Below are 20,608 nucleotides of genomic sequence, written 5' to 3'. Positions count from 1 at the left end.
TAATACAAGTTCGCTTCTGGGTCAGTTCATTTAAGTATCAAGATTGATCTGGATTACGTAAAGCTTCAAGGACAAGCTGTGCATGATAACCATCGTTGAAATCGTATATTTTGGCAGGCTGGCCCTGAACACGGGCAATGACGTGTTTGAGTACCGGCAGCTCGCTCAAGGTTTCCTCTGCTTGGACAGGAACCAGCGGCTCTCCGATGCTTCCACTCCAAAGTTGGTCCCAGTTTTCCAAAGCAATTGTCCCTTCTGTACCGTAAACCACCATGGATACTCGCTCTTCTCCTGCAAAATGAGCGATCCCATTCAACTGAATTCGGGTACCATCCTCCAGCTCCATCGTGGCCAGAACTTCATGTTCACATTCACCTGTATTTTGGGGAAATTGAACCTGACTGTTAATCACACGGATAGCACCAAATACCTTTTGGATCATATGAATCCAGTGAATCCCCACTTCAAGAATGAATCCGCCCTGCTCGCGGCTCGTAATCCAGTCATTTTGCTGCCATGCTCGTGGCCACTGAGGAAACTGAAGGATCAACTCGATTTTGCGAATCTCGCCAATCGTCTCCTGACGGATCAGCTCTTGCAGCTTCACTACAGCGGGTTCATGGGGCATGGAGAAATGTATTGCGTGTATTACACCAGCCTTCTCGGCTGCCTCCAACATGGCTCTTGCTTCCTCTATGCTATTCGCAAGTGGCTTCTCACAGAAAACATGAATCTTGCGCTGCAATGCCTCCATAACGACGGAATAATGATATTTGGGTGGAACGGCAATGTACAGGAGATCCACCGGATGTGTGTCGAGCAATTGCCTGAAATCCGTATACGTCTTCGTCTCCGGATGAGAGGAAACAAACGATGTTAAATTTTCGTTACTTGAATCGCAAACCGCTACAATCTCTACTTTTTTGGACAGTTCTTCCTGTGCAGCCTGATGTATCATATGTAATCCCATTTTGCCCAGCCCGATAACAGCCATTTTTAACGTTGTCATTCAACTCACTCCCATCAAATTTCAGTATAACAGAAAGCTTATTATTGCCAATCCTTGAACGGATGTGAAACAGAAAGCATGCGAACCTAATTTGATCTACACAAAAACAAACTACATTTTTTTATTCCATTTTACATTTTATGCTATAAATATTGTTTATAGGAAATTTGTTGCAGGAGTATATAACTAATTTATTTTCCCATATAGGGCAGTACCTTAAGCGTTTCCAACCTAAGAATCAGGAATTTATACTCATAAAAGCAGTTGACAAAAAACCACAAAAAAAGCTACTCTTCCTATTAACAAGGAATTATTTCCTTTTACTACCTTAGACAACGACATACACTCCAAAAATGGAACTTGACCTGTGGGTCCAAAAACCTATTTTATGAAGCGAGGTGTCCCGCATGAGAACAGTTGCGGATTATTTGGCAGAAGCTCTGCGTAATTTAGGCGTTACTCATGTCTTTGGTATTATCGGAAAATCCATATGTCCTGCCGTCCTGAAAATGGTTGATCATGGCTTGGAATTCATTCCTGGTCGACATGAATCCAGTTCAGGTTTTGCAGCATCTGGCTATGCCCTTCAAACCGGGAAACTGGGTGTGGCCTTCGCAACTTCCGGTCCGGGCGGCACCAACTTGCTCACCGCTGCTGCCCATGCCAAGGCTAATAACTTGCCAGTCCTGTTTATTACGGGTCATCAGTCCATTCAGGAGTTGGGGCTGCCACAATGTCAGGACTCTTCATCCTACTTGGCCGATTTGGCAGAGATGTTCCGTCCTGCCACACTGTTCAGCAAGCTGGTAGAACGCGGTGATCATTTTAGCACCATATTGAATCATGCTCTTTCCATTGCACTCGGTCCCAACAAAGGTCCGGTCCATCTCTGTCTTCCGTTTGATGTACAAACCGAACAGCTCTCTGACTTCCGGGTTGTCATTCCGGAGCCTGAACCCCTGATTAGCGTATCCAACCTGAATCGTATCCTCCCCTTACTTCAACAGTCCAGTCATCCTTTAATTATTGCAGGCAAAGGTGTCAGCCGCGCCAGAGCTCATGATGAATTGCTCCAGTTTGCTGAACATTTCAATATTCCTGTCATTACTTCGCCTGGCGGAAAAGGTGCCATTGCTTGGGATCATCCCCTTTATCATGGGCCTTGTGGTGTTGGCGGCTTCCCACACGCAGACGAACTATTGAATCAAAGTGACCTCTATATCGTACTCGGTTCACGTCTGAGTGATATGACCATCTGTAATTTGAAGCCTGAAAACCATCCTGCACATTTGATTCAATTCGATGCTGATCCAACATTCGTTGGTAAAATACTTAACGCTCAAACCATACATATCACCGGCGACTTGAAGGACAACCTGCAGTTTTTGCTTGGTACACTGACAGAACAACCTGTTGTTCCAAGAGAAACAATAACTGTAGATTACACCCTGCCTCTCCCTGATCTGCCGAACCTGTCCCTGGCTTCCGTCCTGGAAGAAATGAGTGAACTGCTTCCATATGATCATAAGCTGTTTGTGGATGATGGCAGTCATGGTTTTCATGCGGTTCAACGATATAAAATCAAGAAACCCGGCAGCTTTGTGTTTGACGCCTACTTTGCCTGCATGGGTAATGCCATTGGCATGGCTATTGGAGCCAAGACTGCCGCACCGGAAGAAACCATTGTATGCATTACTGGTGACGGATGCTTTATGATGCTTGGAACCGAGATTAACACCGCTGTATGCAACAATCTGCCCGTTATCTTCATCGTGGTGAACAATAAGCAGCTGGATATGGCACTGAAAGGCATGGAAAAAACAACAGGCCGAATCGATGGTACCTTGTACGAGGTTCCCATGGATGCAGCAAAGTTTGCGGAGTCTCTCGGTGCGGTTGCTTTCAAGGCGGAAACCCGGGCTGAATTCACCTCTGCTCTCCAGACCGCGCAGAAGCTAAACCAGGTTACTGTCATTGAGCTTCTTACCGATCGCGACGAAATTCCACCCACGGCTCACCGTACCGTGACTTTGAATTAGGAGGAACATAGCATGAGTGAACAAGTGACTCAAGGATTGGAGCGTTTTGCAAAGCTTTCCGGTGAATATGGCGCAAAAGCACTGGCACCCATTAAGGAGCAGTTCCCTGAGCTAGCTGAGTTTATTATGGGAACGGCTTACGGGGATATTTTTCAGCGTACAATCATTACCGATCAATGGAAGGAAGTTGCGATTATCTCCTCACTGATCTCCATGGGACAATATGAGCAGCTGGGAGTTCATTATGCAATGGCACTTAGCGTCGGTGTAACCGTGGATCAGCTCAAAGGAATTCTGCTGCATCTGGCACCGTGTGTTGGTGCTCCACGGATCATCAGTGCATTTAATGTATTGATCGCTACACTGGATGAAATCCAATAATTCAATCTTCTACATTTTTATACATGATTCGACTTTTTTATTGATCTTATTACATCTCTACCTTTATAATATGGTTAAATTATCCTTCGAATCCGCCTACATCACAGAAGCAGTCAACGAGGGCCTCAAGGCCTATGTCTTGGTTAGCAGGATAGCCTTAACTCATTTAAAGGAGAGAGAACAATCATGGGAAGTTTTATACTGAAAACTGACGTTCCGAACAAGGTGTTAAACATTGAGCTGGAGGGCTCTTTCTCTCAAGAAGACGGTTTACGCTCCATTTCGGCATATCAGGATACAATCGCTTCGATTAATACCAAGGAATATCAGCTGAACATCGATTGCAAAAAGTTGAATGTTACCGCTCCGGAAATTGTGCCTCTTCTCGAGGGCTGCCTGCAGATGTTCAAAAAAGATGAATATAAAAAAGTGGTGTTGACGCTTGAGAATAATGCCATTCTGAAAATGCAGCTGTCCCGTCTTGGACGGTCTGTTGGACTGGACAATCTTGAGATCATCTCCACAGTTACGACCTAATAAACCAGGCGGACAAGCTGAGGGTTCACCCATCCGCTCAAGAGGAGAATGAAGATGGCTGGAATTCGTATTGTAGATATCGATATCTATCATCCCACGAACAAGGTGGGCAATGACTTTTACATTGAACATTTTGATGCAAGAGGTGTAGATATTCGGGGATTGTTAAAGGCACTTGGGCGTGAAACACGTTACAAAATTGACAACGATGATGAAAACTCACTAAGCATGGCCTTTGAGGCCGCCAGTAATCTGCTCGAGAAGACCGGACTTACCGGTGCCGATATTGATCTGATTGCTTATGCAAGTCAAACGCCGGAATACATCTTTCCTACGAATTCCTTAATGATTCATCGCCTGATTAACGGGGCAGCCCATACGATCTGCATTGATAGCAATGCCAACTGTGCAGGCATGACCGCAGCCTTCGAACAAGTTAGCCGTCAGATGCTGGGTAATCCGAGAATTCGTCGTGCTTTGATTATCGGTTCGGATTACGTGGCTCCCCACGCCAGCCCAGATGATCCTGTATACTTCGCAAACTTTGGGGATGCAGCGGCAGCGGTCATTGTTGAACGGGACGAGCAGGCTGTCGGTTTTATTGACTCAATCTATCAGACCGATACTTGTGTTTACGGCAATTCCCTCTTCCCGGCACAAGGTCTTGCAAAACTGGGCCAAACCGGTGTAGATGCAGGTGCATTCCATGTGAAATTCATACCGTTTGATGATTCCATCTGTGTAGGGGCTGCCTCTGAATCGATTCGCACGCTGCTGAGTCGTAACGAGATCGGAGCAGACGAAATCAAAGCTGCTTGTTTCTCCCAATTATCCATTGCGAATATACGTGCTGTATCCGAAAACATTGGCATTGGCGAAGATATTGCCGTCTACATTGGAGACGAGTTCGGTTACACCTCAACCAGTAGTCCGTTTATTGCATTGCATCGAGCCATAACATCCGGCCAAATTCAGCGTGGTGATAAAGTGCTGTTCTGGACCGTTGGCGCCGGGTGGCAAAATGTTGCCATGGTTGTTGAATACTAAGTGCTAACATAGAATCAAAAAAACAGGACAATGCTTTTTATTAAAAAAGATTGTCCTGTTTTTCATTTTTTATGATATTTTTTCAGAAAATTTTCTTCGTCTCCCGATCATCCTTCAAAATCTCGACTGCCTCACGAAAACGCAAGGAATGCACAATCTCCCGTTCCCTTAGAAACTTGAGACTATCCTGCAGATCAACGTCATCCGTCAGATCGATCAACCACTGATATGTAGCCCGTGCCTTCTCTTCCGCTGCAATATCCTCGTACAAATCAGCAATGGGATCTCCCTTCGCTTGAATATAAGTAGCGGTGAAAGGTACACCAGAAGAATTCGTATAAAACAAAGCAGAGTCACGCTGTGCGTAGTTCGGCCCCAGACCGGCTTCTTCTAGTTGCTGTACTGTTGCATCCTTCGTTAACTTGTAAATCATTGTAGCAATCATTTCCAGATGAGCAAATTCCTCCGTGCCTATGTCATTTAACAGCCCGATAATCTTGTCCGGAATGGTATAACGCTGGTTCAAATATCGCAGGGCGGCTGCCAGTTCTCCGTCTGCACCCCCATATTGTTCCGCTAGTAATTTCGCCATACGAGGATCACATTTGCTAACCCGAACGGGATATTGCAATTTTTTCTCATACACCCACATGCAGACGCCTCCTCCTTTAAATCAAATCCAACCTGTTACGATCCCTCGAGTTCCCGGCCTGGAACAACTGCAAGGAAACCCGAGGCTGTTATTTCACACTTGCCAAGGCCAAGGCGTCTGAGACCATTCCCACGGATATTTGGAGAACGCATGCCCAAAGTTCATCAGCGGTCCGTACAATTGCTGAAACTCATGTGCCACCCTCATCCGCTCCTGGCTGAACTTGTTGTATTGCTCAATGCTCTGGTAGTCACCAGGGTGGGTGTCCAGATACAGATTCAGCTCAACCAATACAAAGTCCAGGGCCTGAAGTTCCTCCAGCAGCTCATAGTATTTTGCATCACAGGCTTTAGGTGCTTCAGGTTCCATCTGCTTCCACCTTCCTTCCCTTCGAGCTCGCAGGTGTATAAGGACTGTACAAAGCAGGCCACAACGTTCCAATTCTTAAGGCTTCTGCGGGACTGAACTGCGGCCAACCCATCGGCTGAAAGGGGATAAACAATTGCGGAGGAACCAGGTACGTCCGAATGGTCTTCGGTGGACATGGATCAAACGGCCCCACAAAAGGGGCGTAAGCACGAAGCTGCGGATCTGACACAGAACAACGCCTCCTTCATCACTGATTTGGTACATTCCACATCGCATCATTACAAGCTTTCATTTCCCGTCTCTATATCCATATGTCGCTGTCCCCAAGTTAATCCCATATTTAGCGGAACGCAAAAAAAAGACCTTCGAACGACTCACCCCGCTGGGCAGTCTCCGAAGGTCACTTCAACGATATGGAGGACACACGTTTCAATTATGATTTCATCATCGCTCGGTCCCGGCTATGTTAACGATCATCGTCCTGTATCAAACCTGATTCCTGATCTACCATTTCCACCTGAACTTCCTTGGAATCCGGTTTCTTGTATATCTTCACTCGGGTAATACGGAGACGCGTGGATTCTTCGACTTCAAAGATATAACCGTTCTGCTCCCGTGTTTTACCTTTGACTGCACTACCTTCCAATTCCTTGAACAGCCAGCCGCCAATCGTATCAACTTCCTCATCCTCAATGACAGCACCTGTCCATTCATGGACCTCTTCGATCAGGGAACGACCATCAATGGAAAAAGCTTCTCCACTGCGCTCCATATGCGGACGTTCGTCCTCGAACTCATCATACAGGTCGCCAACAATCTCTTCCAGAATTTCTTCAGCAGTCAGCAAGCCGGCTGTACCGCCATACTCGTCGACCACAAGGGTCATCTGGGAATGCTTTTTCTGCATCAGACGAAGCACATGACTAATCTCCATCGATTCAGGAACATTTAGAATTGGACGAACCAGCGCGGCCAAATCATGCTGCTGGTCTGGTTCAGCCAGGAGCAGATCGGTAATGTGGATAAATCCAATAATCTCATCCTTATCTTCAACAGCTACAGGGTAACGGGAATGTTTCGTTGCATTAATGATTTTCAGGTTTTCTTCCAGCGACATATGGGTGTATAGGCAATCCATATCCGTACGCGGCAGCATAATCTCACGTGCCAGCATATCCGAAAAATCAAAGATGTTATCCATCAGTTTGATTTCATCCTTGTCGATGACACCACTCTTTGCGCTTTGCTTCATCAAGATGCGAAGCTCATCTTCCGAATGGGCTTCCCCTTCGCTCGCGGGTTCAATGCCTGCCAAACGCAGCAGTGCATTGGCTGAGGCGTTCAGCACCCAGATGAACGGGAAGAAAATTTTATAAAATAACAGCAACGGTGCCGATAGCAGTAAAGCCACTCCGTCTGTTTTTTGAATCGCCAGAGATTTGGGTGCAAGCTCACCCAGCACAATGTGCAAAAACGTAATGATACAGAAACCGATAATGACCGATACCGTGGATATTAGTCCTGTATCTGTTACACCAAGCTTGAACATCAGAGGCTCGACCAGCAATTCGGAAATGGCCGGTTCACCGAGCCAACCAAGCCCCAGCGAAGTCAGCGTGATTCCGAACTGGGTTGCCGATAGATAGGCATCCAATTTACCATTCACCTTCAGTGCATAGCCAGCCAACTTATTCCCTTCACTCTGTAATTGAGTAAGGCGCGTTTGTCTAACTTTGACCAGAGAAAATTCCGCTGCGACAAATACGCCATTCAAAAATACGAGCAGAAACACACAGACCAGATTAAAAACCAACTGCCCGAGATGAAATTCGGTATGAATACCCAAGTCGAAACTCCCCTTTTCTATCTATTTCAGGAATACACCTGGAATATCAACGTGTAATTGCTTTTCTCGATTTGAAATCCACACCTTTATAATACATATCTGCCACCAGCAGATTCGGGCCGCAGCAAGAAGCAGCATCACAATGACAGTTCACAGTCTGGTTCAGAGGATGTTCCGCCGACCACTCATGGAATACATCATCCAGCTTACGATCACGAATGTTGCCAAAGGCCGGAATGTCAGCAAAATCGGTAACGTACACGTTCCCGGTGAACATGTTTACATTAACGCGGTTACGACCGTCGGGATCATTACGAACCGTCACCTTCGGCTCGCTGTACAGACGGTTGATGAGTTCGCGATCCTGCTCAGCTGCACTGCAAGCGAAGAATGGCAAAGTACCAAACAGCATCCACATATCCTTGTCACGTACATCCAGCAAACGATGAATCGCCGCTCTCATATGATCAAGAGAAAGCACTGGCAGGGCAGAAGCAAAATTCGAATTATACATCGGATGCACTTCATGACGGACACAGCCCATCTCACGGATCAATTGGTGAATGCCTTCAAGCTTGTTATGGGTACGGAAATTGATCATGGACTCCGCGGAGATAAACATGCCCGCTTCACTGAGTTTACGGGAATTTTCAATCATTTTCTCATACATCTTCACCGCGACTTCCCGCTTTACGGGTCTACCACTGTTGGCAAAACCGACTTGGTGAAAGTCATCGGCATTCAAATAGTTGAATGAGATATGCATAACGTCCAAATAAGGCAGAAGCTGCTCGTACCGACGGTAATCGAGTGTCAGATTGGAGTTGATCTGAGAACGAATCCCCCGTTCCTTGGCATATTTGAGGAGCGGAATAATCATCTCATCCACAGTCTTCTGGCTGAAGCTCGGCTCTCCTCCCGTCAAACTGATCGTCTGAAGGTGCTCCACCTCATCCAGCCTTTTAAGCATCAGAGGCAGCGGAAGCGCAGGTGCTTCGCGCATCGTTAACATATCTCCAACCGCACAATGCTCACAGCGCATATTGCACAGATGTGTTACGGTCATTTCTACACTGGTCAGCACATGGCGTCCATATGTACGCAAAGAGCCGATCGGATCCCATGGATCATTAGTCGGCGATAAAGGCATCGGCTCTACCGATCCTGAGTTTAGCATGGTCATTGTTCTTCACCTTATTCCTTTTATTAACCTAAAAAGTTTTATTTACAACATACCCCGTCTTGATCTTTTGGAGTTATCTTTAATCATAGCACAATTTCCTGCGCTCTGGCATGAGCATGCTCTGTCCATTACATGACAAAAAACGCCCCCGTAATATCAGGCCAACTGGCGCTGATATTACGATATGAGCGTTAACCCATTCTGCATTTAGACGTCAGGATATCAAAATAATTCGCCACGCGATACAGCTGGCGTAGCTTCATCCACACCTTCAACGCCTGTAATCATAACAGACAACGCTGTAGACAAATCGATTTCATAAGGTGCACTTAATGTCTGTCCATCTGCATCCTTGAGAACACGTATGCGTGGTCGTTGCGGCACGCGCGAATGGATGTCTGCTACAACTCCGATCTCCCCCGTACTCAGCGTGACGGAAATACCCAAAGGATAAATGGCTACACAGTCCCGAAATTTCTCCAGCATTCGCTGTTCATATAATGTCCCTGAACCCGTGTATAATACTTCCACAGCCTGATGTGGCAGCAAGGCTTGTTTATATACCCGATTGGTTGTCATTGCATCATACGAATCAGCAAGGGCCAGCCATTTGGCATACTCATGAATCTCATTGTCCTTCAAACCAAAAGGATACCCGCTTCCATCAATCCGTTCATGGTGTTGTAATGCGCAATGGGCAGCAAGAAGCGGTATACCCGGTTCATCTTTGAGAATACGATGTCCATATGTAGTATGCTGCTGTATGATTTTAAATTCCTCATCGCTTAATTTGGCAGGCTTATGCAAAATTTCTGGAGCGATCTGCGTTTTACCAATATCATGCAATAGGGCTCCCAGTCCAATTTCCATTAACTGCTGACGAGTATAGCCCGATGCCACACCAAGTACCAGCGTATACACACACACATTGAGAGAATGATTATACAGATCAAAATCACTGGCGTTCATATCCATCAGCATAATCATCGCTTCCTTCTGACTGCCAATGTCCTCCAGAATCGTATTCATTAACCCGCTAAGCGCTTTTCCGAAGTGAGGGATTCGGCTTTTGGTTTTGAGACCCGACATACTCTGAAACTGCTGTTTGATCTCAACCAGCGCTCTACGCCTGGTCTCTTCCTGCAGCATATCCGGAATGATGATATCCTCTGTTGCGGCATCCGAAATATACACATATCCAATCCCCAAATCCTTCAGACGTCCAATTAACCGATTGGTCAGCTCCACTCCCTCGCTAAGCAGAACCAAACCCTCTTCACTATAAATTCGTTTCCCCAGCTTCATGCCAGGCTGCAATAGGTTTATATGTACTAAACGCACAGCCTATCCTCTCCCGCTCCGTAGATGTAATTTCCACCAGCCGCCGCTTTAGCAGAAGGCAAGTACTTGTTAGATTTCATGCCAACGGGATCGCAGGCTGTCATCCAGCGCCCCTGGCCTTTTTAATTCCGTTTCGAGCAGGTCACGTATAAATTCGGGAAGTCGATACAACGTATCCCTTCCAAGAGCAAGGGACGTATAACCTACATTAAACGTAAACATGTCGAGTGTTCCTACCACATATTCTTGTTCATCACGCATCGGCTCGCCCTCAATATAGATGGCACGGATTTTCTCGTATGGAGGCGAATGGGGATCATACTCCACATCCATTCCATCCATGCACAATGTTCCTAAAATCTCCCCGCGAAATCCGAATCCGATGATCGGTTTACGTGAAAACTCTGGCAAGAGAGACTGTTCCAATGCTTCACGAATTTGACTCCCATTCAAACATATTGTACAGGCATTAATCGGAGATGGACATAGGGAATGTAACATTCCTTTCGTGATATTCCCCTGCGGAAGATCCCCAAGAAGCTGTCCGGCGTTAACAAGAGACAACTGCGCTCCAGTGAACTGACGAACTGCCTGGGCAAGCAATGACGCAAACGGAGACTCATGGTCATAATCAATGATTAGTGTCCTGTCCGTAACAACGGCTGTCTGACCCAGTGCCCGCTCAGCTTCCATCCGGTGTGTGTCTATAGCCAGCGATACGCTTTCTTCGAGCAACATCCTCTGGACCGGAACACAGCCGCTGCTGACCAATGTAAGTTCATTACCTTCATTTTCCCGTTCCAGTACCACTTTACCGAGCCACTGGCCAAACTTGCCTGCCGCTCCAAGCAGCGTTTGACCAATGACTAATGGTTCTTCCAGTACATGATGTGTATGTCCGCCCAAAATGACATCAATGCCCTGGATCTGTTCGGCCAATCTGCGGTCTGTTGAAATCCCCAAGTGGGACAAGATAACGACTACATCCACCTGTGGACGCAAAGCTTCAACCTGCTCACGCAACGTTTCTACTGGATCCAATACATCCCAGCCTAACAATTCATAAAAAGCGGTAAATGGTGCTGTAGCACCAAGCAAACCAATGCGAATTGGCCCCTTCTCCAGGATGAGAGAGGATTTCATCCAGACGGGCGGCAGCCCAGTTGCCTGATCCACAACATTTCCACATACAACAGGACACAGAAGTCCAGAGTATGATTGGGTCAGTTGTTCGGGTGTAAATGTTAATCCTTCATTGTTCCCAATCGTTATCGCATCATAACCGGTCAGATTAATGACGTCCACGTTGGCAGATCCCAGTGTGCCCTCCGTCTCAACTGCCATCCGATCCATGTGGTCACCGATATCCACTACCAGAAATTCTCCACCCTGTTCCCTTTCGTGTCTGATCATGGCGGCGATGGAACTCATGGAGCCAAAATGACTATGGATGTCATTGGTGTGTAGAATCGTTAATGTTTGCGTCTTCTTGGTGCTCATCACACCGCCTCCCTCTTATTGTCTATAACGTACATTCCTCTAATGGATAAGCATAACATTTTCCGCGTCGTTATGATATATTTATAGGGTTTAGAGATTAAAAAGAGGTGAGTTATTTCCATGAGATTAACAATTCAACTATTTGCAGGCATTGCTGAACGACTGGGCACATCCCTGCTTGAATATGATTATCCCGGATCGAATCCGACTCCTGCGCAATTGAAAGAACAGCTGGGCCTTGCTTACCCAGAAGCGGCTGCTCAAATCCGTGTTTCTTTCCTGGCAGTTAACCAACAGTATGCTTCTGCCGATATTATAATCAATGCCGAAGATGAACTCGCCTTAATTCCCCCTGTGTCGGGAGGAGATGGTACCGACTTAACTGGTGATGGATTTCGTCCTTCCCATCCTGAACATCGTACGGAAGACGGACTTTATTTGATTACCCAGTCCCCGCTGTCTGTGGAAGCTACAACAGAGCTAGTCATCACAGCAAACCATGGAGCAGCCCTTACCTTTGTTGGCACCACTCGTGAGATGACCGGACAACAACGAACGGTTCATCTTGAATATGAGGCTTATGTACCTATGGCACTTTCTCAGATGGCAGCTATCGGCAGTGAAATCAATGAACGCTGGCCAGGTGTAAAATGTGCGATTAGCCACCGGATCGGAAAGGTAGACGTAGCAGAGATCAGCGTTGTGATTGCCGTTTCCTCCCCGCATCGCAGTGACTGTTACGATGCAAGCCGTTATGCAATTGAAAGACTCAAACAGAATGTCCCCATCTGGAAAAAAGAAATATGGGAAGATGGTTCCGAATGGAAAGGTCATCAATTAGGACCCTGGAACCCCATAGACAATTAAATAACTAGCCATTCGACCTGTTCAACAGGCGGCGAAATTAGTAAATAAGTCGTTGTCAACCCATTTTTTTCTTGTTATTATAATCATATGTGTCGATATTAGTCGAGGAAAAGGTGGTTTATACGTGAGAGTGCATGTTACTGATCTTAAACCTGGCGACCTGTTAAAAAATGATGTGTACAATAGTTCGGGTCTCCACATGCTGATGAAAGGTTCCACACTCAGCGACGATGATATTGCCAAGCTGCTGCAGCACGGAATCGATTACGCAGATGTAGAACATACAACTTCTGACCTACACTCTGATGCACAAACCTTACCTTCCGATCAAACCCGTCTGTTAACTAACCTGTTTAACGATACGATCAAAGGTACAGAATCTCTGTTTGAACAAGCCATAGAAAAGGGTTTTATTGATGAAACTCAGGTCGACGAGATTTTGATAACCCTAACAGAACAGCTTGAAAAACAAAAGGATGTAGTCTCCTTGCTGCTGATGCTTGACGGGGATAACGATTATACCTACAACCATTCCTTACAAGTCGGAATGCTTGCTTTTTATATCGCCGGCTGGATGGGATACAACCCTGAAGAGTGTCTCACCGTAGCCAAAGCAGGGTATCTTCACGATATTGGCAAGTCCAAGATTCCTTCTGAAATTTTACATAAGCCGGGCAAGTTAACGCCCGAAGAATTCGAAGAAATGAAGAAACATACGTTATATGGTTATGAGATTGTCAAAGAATCCACTCAGGACGAGATTCTTGCAACCGTTGCCCTCCAGCATCATGAGCGCGAGGATGGAAGCGGCTACCCTTATGGACTTAAAGGTGATGAGATTCATCCATTTGCCCGTATAACGGCTGTAGCCGATGTATACAGCGCGATGACGACCAATCGGGTGTATCAGACCAAGCAGGAACTGATCTCCGTGCTATGCGAATTGTACAGCCTCAGCTTTGGTCAGTTGAATGCTGAAGTTACGCAGGAACTCATCAAGCACATGCTGCCCAATTTTATTGGCAAAAGGGTTCTGCTCACGACCGGCGAAACTGGTCTGATTGTATTAAACAACCCCGCGGATTACTTCCGCCCACTCGTTCAGACCTCTACAGTCTTTATTGATTTAGCGAAGGAAAGGGATGTAGCTATCGTTGAAATTTATATTCAATAAGCATTAACATTCCGGTAGATGCAGCAGCATTCAGAGTGACCCAAACTCAAGGGAACATTCTACACATTTACATCGTTTGCACGTGAAAAAAAGGGGAGCCGTTACGGCTTCCCTTTTTGTATTTCATTTCGGTCATATGAGTTTAAACACAGAAGGCTTTTGTGATGATAACCAACAGAATGAACAGTACCAAGATTGCACCCGTGCTTGTGAATGGGTTGTAGCCAATACCAGCTACGTTGCCACCACAGCCATAACCTACTTCGCTCATGTGATTGCCTCCTCTTCATCAGGTATACCCTAACATATGACATTTGGGTTTGAATGAACCGGGCGAACTGGCAACATTAAATAAATGGTTGTCTGCCTGCTTTCAGCTGGAATTCAGGCTTCACGTTCACACTTGAATGGATTAGTTAATTTGGGGAACCGGAGGAGACCCTGATTCCCTTCTCCTTGCGATACATGATGACAAGCAATCTCCAAAAATCGTAACTGCCTGTATCGTTCATGATAAATGGCTGGTAATAATGATAAGCTTCCTTCGCCCAAGACGGACAAGCCATACTTGAAATGTTTTTTTGCTGCTGAATCCAGGCAGACTGGGATTCCAACATCTTCTCCATCGTGGTTAACCGTTCTTTTTCCTCAATCGTCATTGGCATCTCCTCCTGACCTTCAACCGTTGAACCATATTCCGATTGCAAATAGATTCCTGGATCAACAACACCATTCTCACTAGCTGTGTATCCATACGAAGGGGAGCTGGTTTTGCGTACCTCATAATGCACATGAGGCCCCGTACTTTCCCCCGTGCTCCCTTGGTTGCCAAGAAGCTGCCCTCGTTTCACTTGCTGTCCAACTTTTACTGCAATTCGGGAGAGATGAGCATAACAATGCAAGTACCCTCTGTGGTCCTGTACCGCCACCGTAAGCCCGTAACCGCCAAATCCCGAGCCTGTAGCACCTTCCGAAGCAAAACGTACAGTCCCATCCATAAATGCATGTATGGGCCCATTCCATGGCTCTGTGACGAGATCAATTCCACGATGAAATGTCTGTCCGCCAGAAATAGGATGAATTCGGTAGCCAAATGAACTTGTAATCCGATATTCCTTAAACGGATTGTTGCTCATGTATTCACATCCTTTTCTATCATTAGATGCTTAAATCTAGTAAAAGGCTTGTGCTTTTGGTCTTATTTTAGAATAAATAAACCAGGTTAGGTATAAGAACACATCTACTATATTCTCCAATTCCAGTCTGTAAAAGGGTTTAGTCGAAGTGTCGCGTAGTCCACGTTCATACGAACCCTGCATTGACAAAAAAAAGATCAAGGGATGGAACTCCCTCGATCTTTTTTATACCTTATTTAGATTACATGAAACTGATTCTGCATAATTTCGCCACAATCAGAATCGACGTTTTTGAAACGGGCTAGGGCCAGCTGGATTAACCGATGGACCCTTCCATTTCGAATTTAATCAATCTGTTCATCTCTACCGCATATTCCATCGGCAGTTCCTTCGTGAACGGTTCAATGAAGCCCATGATGATCATCTGTGTTGCTTCTGCTTCAGTCAGACCGCGGCTCATCAAGTAGAAGAGTTGATCCTCGGACACTTTGGATACCGTCGCTTCATGCTCCAGCATGATGTTATCATTCATGATTTCATTGTAAGGAATTGTATCGGATGTGGACTCATTATCCAGAATGAGCGTATCACATTTGATATTGGATTTCGCACCTTCCGCTTGGCGACCAAAGGAAGCCAAACCACGGTAGGTTACTTTACCACCATGTTTACTGATCGACTTGGATACAATTGTTGATGTTGTATCTGGAGCCAAGTGAATCATTTTCGCACCTGCATCCTGATGCTGGTTTTTACCAGCTACAGCGATGGACAGAACCGAACCTTTAGCTCCACGGCCTTTTAGTACAACTGCTGGATATTTCATCGTCAGTTTGGAACCGATGTTGCCATCGACCCATTCCATCGTTGCATTTTCTTCAGCAACCGCACGTTTAGTAACCAGGTTGTAAATGTTTGGTGCCCAGTTTTGAATCGTTGTGTAACGAACACGGGCATTTTTCTTGCAGATGATCTCAACAACCGCACTGTGCAGTGAGTTCGTGCTGTAAATCGGAGCTGTACAGCCCTCAACATAGTGAACGAAGCTGTCTTCGTCTGCAATGATGAGTGTACGCTCGAATTGACCCATATTTTCGGAGTTAATCCGGAAATAAGCTTGCAGAGGTACTTCACATTTCACGCCCTTAGGAACGTAGATGAAGCTTCCTCCGGACCATACGGCACTGTTCAGTGCTGCAAATTTGTTGTCCGCTGGCGGAATAACCGTAGCGAAGTATTCACGAAGGATTTCCGGGTGCTCTCTAAGAGCCGTATCGGTATCCATGAAGATTACGCCCTGATCTTCCAATTCTTTTTGCATATTGTGATATACAACCTCGGACTCATATTGAGCCGATACACCTGCGAGGAACTTTTGCTCCGCTTCAGGGATACCCAGTTTATCAAAAGTTTCCTTGATTTCGGAAGGTACTTCTTCCCATGTTTTACCTTGTTTCTCAGAAGGACGAACATAGTACTGAATATCGTTGAAATCCAATTCGTCGAGATCTCCGCCCCATTTAGGCATCGGCATCTTCTCAAATTGTTTCAGGGATTTCAAACGGAATTCCAACATCCATTCCGGTTCGTTCTTAATCTTGGAAATCTCCCTAACGATCTCTGCAGTCAGACCTTTACCGGTTTGAAAGATGGATTTGTGTTCATCGCGAAAACCATATTTATACTCTTCCATTTCTGGTGCTTTTTTAGCCATCTTGCTCTACCTCCCTATCGTTATTGTACATTGTCCTCTTCGTCAATCCCTTTGCGTAATGCATTCCAGGCCAACGTGGCACATTTAATGCGAGCAGGGAACTTGTTCACACCGGATAGGGCTTCGAGATCTTCATAATCGTCGAAATCGACTTCTTCCCCTTTCATCAGTGAGGAGAAACGGTTAGCCATGTCGAGTGCCTGATCCATCGTTTTGCCTTTGACTGCCTCGGTCATCATCGATGCCGAAGACATGCTGATGGAACAGCCTTCCCCCGTATACTTGGCTTCCTGGACGATTCCGTCTTTCAGCAAAAGTTGCAGTGAAATCCGGTCGCCGCACGTTGGATTATTCAAATTCACCGTGACAGCTTCATTATCAAACGTTCCGCGGTTCCGCGGGTTTTTGTAGTGGTCCATTATGACACGCCGGTACAGATCATCAAGTTGCATCGCCAAAATACTCCTTTGTCTGGATTAAGGCGCTAACAAGCCGGTCCACATCTTGTTCGTTGTTATATAGATAGAAACTGGCACGAGCTGTTGAACTGACTTCCAGCCAGCGCATTAGCGGTTGGCAGCAGTGGTGTCCGGCACGAATGGCTACACCACTCGCATCGAGCACAGTTGCCACATCATGCGGGTGCACATCACCAAGGTTAAATGTAACAACTCCAACATGACGCTTCGCTGGACCATAAATGGTCAGACCGCCAATCTCGGCCATACGTTCCGTTGCATAAGCTGCCAGCACACTTTCATGATGAGCAATCTCATCCATGCCAATCTGCTCCAGGAAATCGATAGCAGCGCCCAATCCAACCGCACCTGCGATAATCGGTGTTCCACCTTCGAATTTCCAGGGAAGCTCTTTCCAATTGGATTCATAGAGACCTACATCATCAATCATTTCACCGCCGAACTCAACCGGCTCCATGGACTCCAGCAGCGCCTTTTTGCCGTAAAGTGCACCGATCCCGGTTGGTCCGCACATTTTATGGCCGGATAATGCATAGAAATCACAGTCCAGATCCTGCACATCCACCTTCATGTGCGGTGTGCTCTGCGCGCCATCTACCACGATGACAGCACCTTTGCGGTGTGCAATTTCAGCGATTTGTTTTACCGGATGAACAACACCCATAACATTGGATACATATGCGATTGCAACAATTTTGGTATTGTGTGTAATCGTCTTTTCCACGTCAGCCAAATCAATGTTACCGTCCGGCTGAAGCGGAATGTATTTCAATGTCGCTCCCGTTTCCTTGGCTACCTGCTGCCATGGAATCAGATTGCTGTGGTGTTCCATCTGCGTAATAACAATTTCATCGCCTTCTTTGCAGACTGCGCGTCCGTAGGACGAAGCCACCAAATTCAAAGCGGTCGTTGTCCCACGGGTGAAAATAATCTCCTGTGTGCGCCGTGCATTGATAAACTTGGCAACCTTCTCGCGTGCGCCTTCATATGCGTCCGTTGCACGGCTTCCAAGTGTATGAACACCACGATGCACATTGGAGTTCTCATATTCATAATAATGTTTAATTGCATCGATTACAGCCAGCGGCTTCTGGGAAGTCGCTGCGTTATCTAGGTATACGAGCGGGTGTCCGTTGATTTCCTGGTGGAGGATCGGGAACTGCTCGCGAATGGACGGGTTCATTGTCCCAGTTTCCGTTCAATGAGAGACTGTAATTGGGTGCGCAGTGCTTCCAAAGGAATATCCGCCACCACCGGAGCCAGGAAGCCGTAAATAATCAGGCGTTCCGCATCCGTACGGTTAATCCCGCGCGACATCAAGTAGTGAATTTGTTCTGCATTGACTTGACCTACAGAAGCCGCGTGACCTGCTGTTACGTCATCCTCATCAATAAGAAGAATCGGGTTGGCGTCTCCACGTGCTTTCGGGCTAAGCATCAGTACTTTCTCTGTTTGCTGTCCGTCCGCTTTGGTAGCACCTTTCTCAATCTTCGTGATTCCGTTAATGATTGCAGAAGCTTCTTCACGCATAACTGCACGTGTAATCATCTGACTTGGCGTGTTTTTACCGAAGTGACGAGCTTCTGTCGTATAGTTCAGTTTCTGGGAACCGGAACCTACTGCGATAACTTTGGAATCGGAGCTTGAGCCATTCCCTTTAAGAACTGTCATCGTGTTGCTCGCTGTATCTCCGTTGTTCATTTCACCAACGATCCATTCAATCGAACCGTCGTTCTCCACTACTGCACGGCGGAAAGATACGTCAGTAACATTCGTGCTCAATTGGTGAACGGATGCAAAGCGGACTTTGGCACCTGCTTTCACGAACACTTCCACAACACCGTTATGGAATACAGGAGAAGACAGTTCACCGGATACATAGTTATCCACATAAGTAACGGAACTGTTTGATTCAGCAACTACAAGCACATGTGGTGCAAACGTTGCAGAAGCATCATCTGTGAGAAGTACCGCTTGCAGCGGAACTTCAATCTCTACGTTTTTCGGAACATAGAGGAATACCCCGCCGTTCCAAAGTGCAGCATGCAGTGCTGCAAGAGAATGCTCATCTGCTTTCACAGCCGTATTTAGATATGGTTTCACCAGATCGCTGTATTCGCGAACCGCTGTAGCCAGATCTGTGAAGATAACTCCTTTAGCAGCCAGTTCAGCAGACAACTTGGAGTACACTGCACCGGAATTACGCTGGATAACCAGACTGCCTTCCGCTTGATCCTTGACCAGATCTTTAATGGAAGCTGGTACTTCCTCAAGTGAAGCAATAGCCTCACTAGCTTTATATGTGCCGTACTCGCTGACATTCCAGCGTTCGATTTTTTGTTTTTCCAGTTTGGGAAGCGCAAGCCCACTTGCAAGCTTAAGGGCTTCAAGCCGCTGCTCGGTCAACCAGCCGGGTTCATTGTTGCTTTCCGACAAGGCGCGAAGCGCTTCAGATTCAACCGGAAGAATTGTTTGTGTAGTCATTGATTATCCTCCTCCGTTTTTGTCTTTACGCTTCTTGACCTACAGTTTCGTCTGTAATTCCCAGCTCTTCCTTAACCCAGTCATATCCTTCAGCTTCCAGGCGGTGTGCCAATTCAGGTCCGCCAGATTTCACGATACGGCCTTGCATCATTACGTGTACATAGTCAGGAGTAATGTAGTTGAGCAGGCGTTGGTAGTGAGTGATGATCAAGAATCCACGATCTTCGCTCTTCATTGCGTTTACACCGTTTGCCACGATTTTCAGTGCATCGATATCCAAACCGGAGTCGATTTCATCGAGTACTACAATTTTTGGATCGAGCAGCATCATTTGCAGAATCTCGTTCCGTTTTTTCTCACCACCGGAGAAACCTTCATTCAGATAACGGTGAGCAAATTCAGGATTCATGTCGAGTTCTTTCATTTTACCTTCCATTTGGCGAATGAACTTGATCAACGAGATCTCGTTGCCTTCACCACGACGTGCGTTGATTGCGCTACGCAGGAAGTCAGAATTCGTTACACCAGCAATTTCACTCGGGTATTGCATAGCCAGGAACAGTCCTGCACGAGCGCGCTCGTCCACGGCCATATCCAGTACATCTTCACCATCAAGTGTAACTGTACCGTCTGTTACTTCATATTTAGGATGTCCCATAAGTGCAGATGCCAGTGTTGATTTACCAGTTCCGTTAGGACCCATGATGGCGTGGATTTCTCCACCTTTCATTTCCAGGTTGATGCCTTTCAGGATTTCCTTACCTTCGATCGTCGCTTTCAGACCTTCAATGACGAAATTCGTAGCCATGTGTATTGTTTCCCTCCATTGATTAAATTGATGTTTGCGTCG

Annotated in this window: 21 protein-coding genes; 6 read left to right on the top strand and 15 right to left on the bottom strand. The window is 46.3% G+C overall.

Annotated elements, in window-relative coordinates; all coding sequences use genetic code 11:
- Positions 1 to 37 precede the first annotated feature (37 nt).
- Positions 38 to 1,009, bottom strand: a complete 972-nt coding sequence (locus MHB49_RS10600) for a Gfo/Idh/MocA family protein (protein ID WP_405156091.1) — start codon at positions 1,007 to 1,009, stop codon at positions 38 to 40.
- A 407-nt stretch (positions 1,010 to 1,416) separates the two neighbouring features.
- Here MHB49_RS10600 and MHB49_RS10595 point away from each other — a divergent pair, with 407 nt between their 5' ends.
- The 4 genes from MHB49_RS10595 (at position 1,417) to MHB49_RS10580 (ending at position 5,013) form a co-directional block, all read left to right on the top strand.
- Positions 1,417 to 3,048, top strand: coding sequence for a thiamine pyrophosphate-binding protein (locus MHB49_RS10595; protein WP_405156090.1), 1,632 nt, complete (start codon positions 1,417 to 1,419; stop codon positions 3,046 to 3,048).
- A 12-nt stretch (positions 3,049 to 3,060) separates the two neighbouring features.
- Entirely contained in the window at positions 3,061 to 3,429 is a 369-nt protein-coding gene (locus MHB49_RS10590; protein ID WP_405156089.1) for a carboxymuconolactone decarboxylase family protein, read from the top strand.
- A 186-nt stretch (positions 3,430 to 3,615) separates the two neighbouring features.
- Complete coding sequence (locus MHB49_RS10585; RefSeq protein ID WP_405156088.1) at positions 3,616 to 3,966, top strand: hypothetical protein; 351 nt, start codon at positions 3,616 to 3,618, stop codon at positions 3,964 to 3,966.
- Between the two features lie 54 nt (positions 3,967 to 4,020).
- The gene (locus tag MHB49_RS10580; RefSeq protein WP_405156087.1) at positions 4,021 to 5,013 is read left to right on the top strand and encodes a 3-oxoacyl-[acyl-carrier-protein] synthase III C-terminal domain-containing protein; all 993 of its coding nucleotides are present in this window, start codon (positions 4,021 to 4,023) and stop codon (positions 5,011 to 5,013) included.
- Positions 5,014 to 5,095: 82 nt separating this feature from the next.
- Here MHB49_RS10580 and MHB49_RS10575 read toward each other — a convergent pair whose 3' ends face one another.
- The 7 genes from MHB49_RS10575 to MHB49_RS10545 all read right to left on the bottom strand — a co-directional run bounded on the left by MHB49_RS10575 (position 5,096) and on the right by MHB49_RS10545 (position 11,904).
- Complete coding sequence (locus MHB49_RS10575; protein WP_247901792.1) at positions 5,096 to 5,665, bottom strand: manganese catalase family protein; 570 nt, start codon at positions 5,663 to 5,665, stop codon at positions 5,096 to 5,098.
- A 93-nt stretch (positions 5,666 to 5,758) separates the two neighbouring features.
- Positions 5,759 to 6,034 (bottom strand): spore coat protein CotJB, encoded by a 276-nt coding sequence (locus MHB49_RS10570; RefSeq protein WP_063564297.1) that lies wholly within the window; start codon positions 6,032 to 6,034, stop codon positions 5,759 to 5,761.
- Positions 6,024 to 6,263: a spore coat associated protein CotJA gene (locus tag MHB49_RS10565; RefSeq protein WP_113051690.1), complete on the bottom strand. Its 240-nt coding sequence runs from the start codon at positions 6,261 to 6,263 to the stop codon at positions 6,024 to 6,026. Before MHB49_RS10565 ends, MHB49_RS10570 begins: the two co-directional genes overlap by 11 nt.
- Before the next feature lie 237 nt (positions 6,264 to 6,500).
- Positions 6,501 to 7,880 carry a hemolysin family protein gene (locus tag MHB49_RS10560; protein WP_405156086.1) on the bottom strand — a complete coding sequence of 460 codons (1,380 nt, stop codon included), beginning with the start codon at positions 7,878 to 7,880 and terminating at the stop codon, positions 6,501 to 6,503.
- Positions 7,881 to 7,926: 46 nt separating this feature from the next.
- The gene (yfkAB, locus tag MHB49_RS10555) at positions 7,927 to 9,063 is read right to left on the bottom strand and encodes a radical SAM/CxCxxxxC motif protein YfkAB (RefSeq protein WP_247901790.1); all 1,137 of its coding nucleotides are present in this window, start codon (positions 9,061 to 9,063) and stop codon (positions 7,927 to 7,929) included.
- 222 nt (positions 9,064 to 9,285) lie between these two features.
- On the bottom strand, positions 9,286 to 10,404 hold the full coding sequence (locus MHB49_RS10550) for an HD-GYP domain-containing protein (RefSeq protein WP_247901789.1): 1,119 nt from the start codon (positions 10,402 to 10,404) through the stop codon (positions 9,286 to 9,288).
- A 69-nt stretch (positions 10,405 to 10,473) separates the two neighbouring features.
- Positions 10,474 to 11,904: a bifunctional metallophosphatase/5'-nucleotidase gene (locus MHB49_RS10545; protein ID WP_405156085.1), complete on the bottom strand. Its 1,431-nt coding sequence runs from the start codon at positions 11,902 to 11,904 to the stop codon at positions 10,474 to 10,476.
- A 120-nt stretch (positions 11,905 to 12,024) separates the two neighbouring features.
- Here MHB49_RS10545 and MHB49_RS10540 point away from each other — a divergent pair, with 120 nt between their 5' ends.
- Together MHB49_RS10540 and MHB49_RS10535 are read left to right on the top strand one after the other, a co-directional pair.
- A complete protein-coding gene (locus tag MHB49_RS10540; RefSeq protein ID WP_405156084.1) occupies positions 12,025 to 12,771 on the top strand; it encodes a molybdenum cofactor biosynthesis protein in 747 nt (248 codons plus the stop codon).
- A gap of 124 nt (positions 12,772 to 12,895) precedes the next feature.
- Complete coding sequence (locus MHB49_RS10535) at positions 12,896 to 13,945, top strand: HD-GYP domain-containing protein (RefSeq protein WP_405156083.1); 1,050 nt, start codon at positions 12,896 to 12,898, stop codon at positions 13,943 to 13,945.
- Between the two features lie 142 nt (positions 13,946 to 14,087).
- Here MHB49_RS10535 and MHB49_RS10530 read toward each other — a convergent pair whose 3' ends face one another.
- The 7 genes from MHB49_RS10530 to sufC all read right to left on the bottom strand — a co-directional run bounded on the left by MHB49_RS10530 (position 14,088) and on the right by sufC (position 20,566).
- Entirely contained in the window at positions 14,088 to 14,216 is a 129-nt protein-coding gene (locus tag MHB49_RS10530) for a YjcZ family sporulation protein (protein WP_247901786.1), read from the bottom strand.
- Between the two features lie 145 nt (positions 14,217 to 14,361).
- Positions 14,362 to 15,081 (bottom strand): M23 family metallopeptidase, encoded by a 720-nt coding sequence (locus MHB49_RS10525; RefSeq protein ID WP_405156082.1) that lies wholly within the window; start codon positions 15,079 to 15,081, stop codon positions 14,362 to 14,364.
- A 316-nt stretch (positions 15,082 to 15,397) separates the two neighbouring features.
- Positions 15,398 to 16,795 carry a Fe-S cluster assembly protein SufB gene (gene sufB / locus MHB49_RS10520; protein ID WP_247901785.1) on the bottom strand — a complete coding sequence of 466 codons (1,398 nt, stop codon included), beginning with the start codon at positions 16,793 to 16,795 and terminating at the stop codon, positions 15,398 to 15,400.
- Positions 16,796 to 16,815: 20 nt separating this feature from the next.
- Positions 16,816 to 17,247, bottom strand: coding sequence for a Fe-S cluster assembly sulfur transfer protein SufU (gene sufU, locus MHB49_RS10515; protein WP_063564289.1), 432 nt, complete (start codon positions 17,245 to 17,247; stop codon positions 16,816 to 16,818).
- Positions 17,237 to 18,457, bottom strand: a complete 1,221-nt coding sequence (locus tag MHB49_RS10510) for a cysteine desulfurase (protein WP_405156081.1) — start codon at positions 18,455 to 18,457, stop codon at positions 17,237 to 17,239. The genes sufU and MHB49_RS10510 overlap by 11 nt, the downstream gene beginning before the upstream one ends.
- Positions 18,454 to 19,758, bottom strand: coding sequence for a Fe-S cluster assembly protein SufD (gene sufD, locus MHB49_RS10505; RefSeq protein ID WP_405156080.1), 1,305 nt, complete (start codon positions 19,756 to 19,758; stop codon positions 18,454 to 18,456). Before sufD ends, MHB49_RS10510 begins: the two co-directional genes overlap by 4 nt.
- Before the next feature lie 25 nt (positions 19,759 to 19,783).
- Positions 19,784 to 20,566: a Fe-S cluster assembly ATPase SufC gene (sufC, locus tag MHB49_RS10500; protein ID WP_095288227.1), complete on the bottom strand. Its 783-nt coding sequence runs from the start codon at positions 20,564 to 20,566 to the stop codon at positions 19,784 to 19,786.
- Positions 20,567 to 20,608 lie beyond the last annotated feature (42 nt).

Source organism: Paenibacillus sp. FSL K6-0108, assembly GCF_045040695.1.
Classification (GTDB): Bacteria; Bacillota; Bacilli; order Paenibacillales; family Paenibacillaceae; genus Paenibacillus; species Paenibacillus pabuli_B.
Note: the sequence above shows the minus strand (reverse complement) of the source record. Positions and strands in the feature narration are given on the sequence as shown.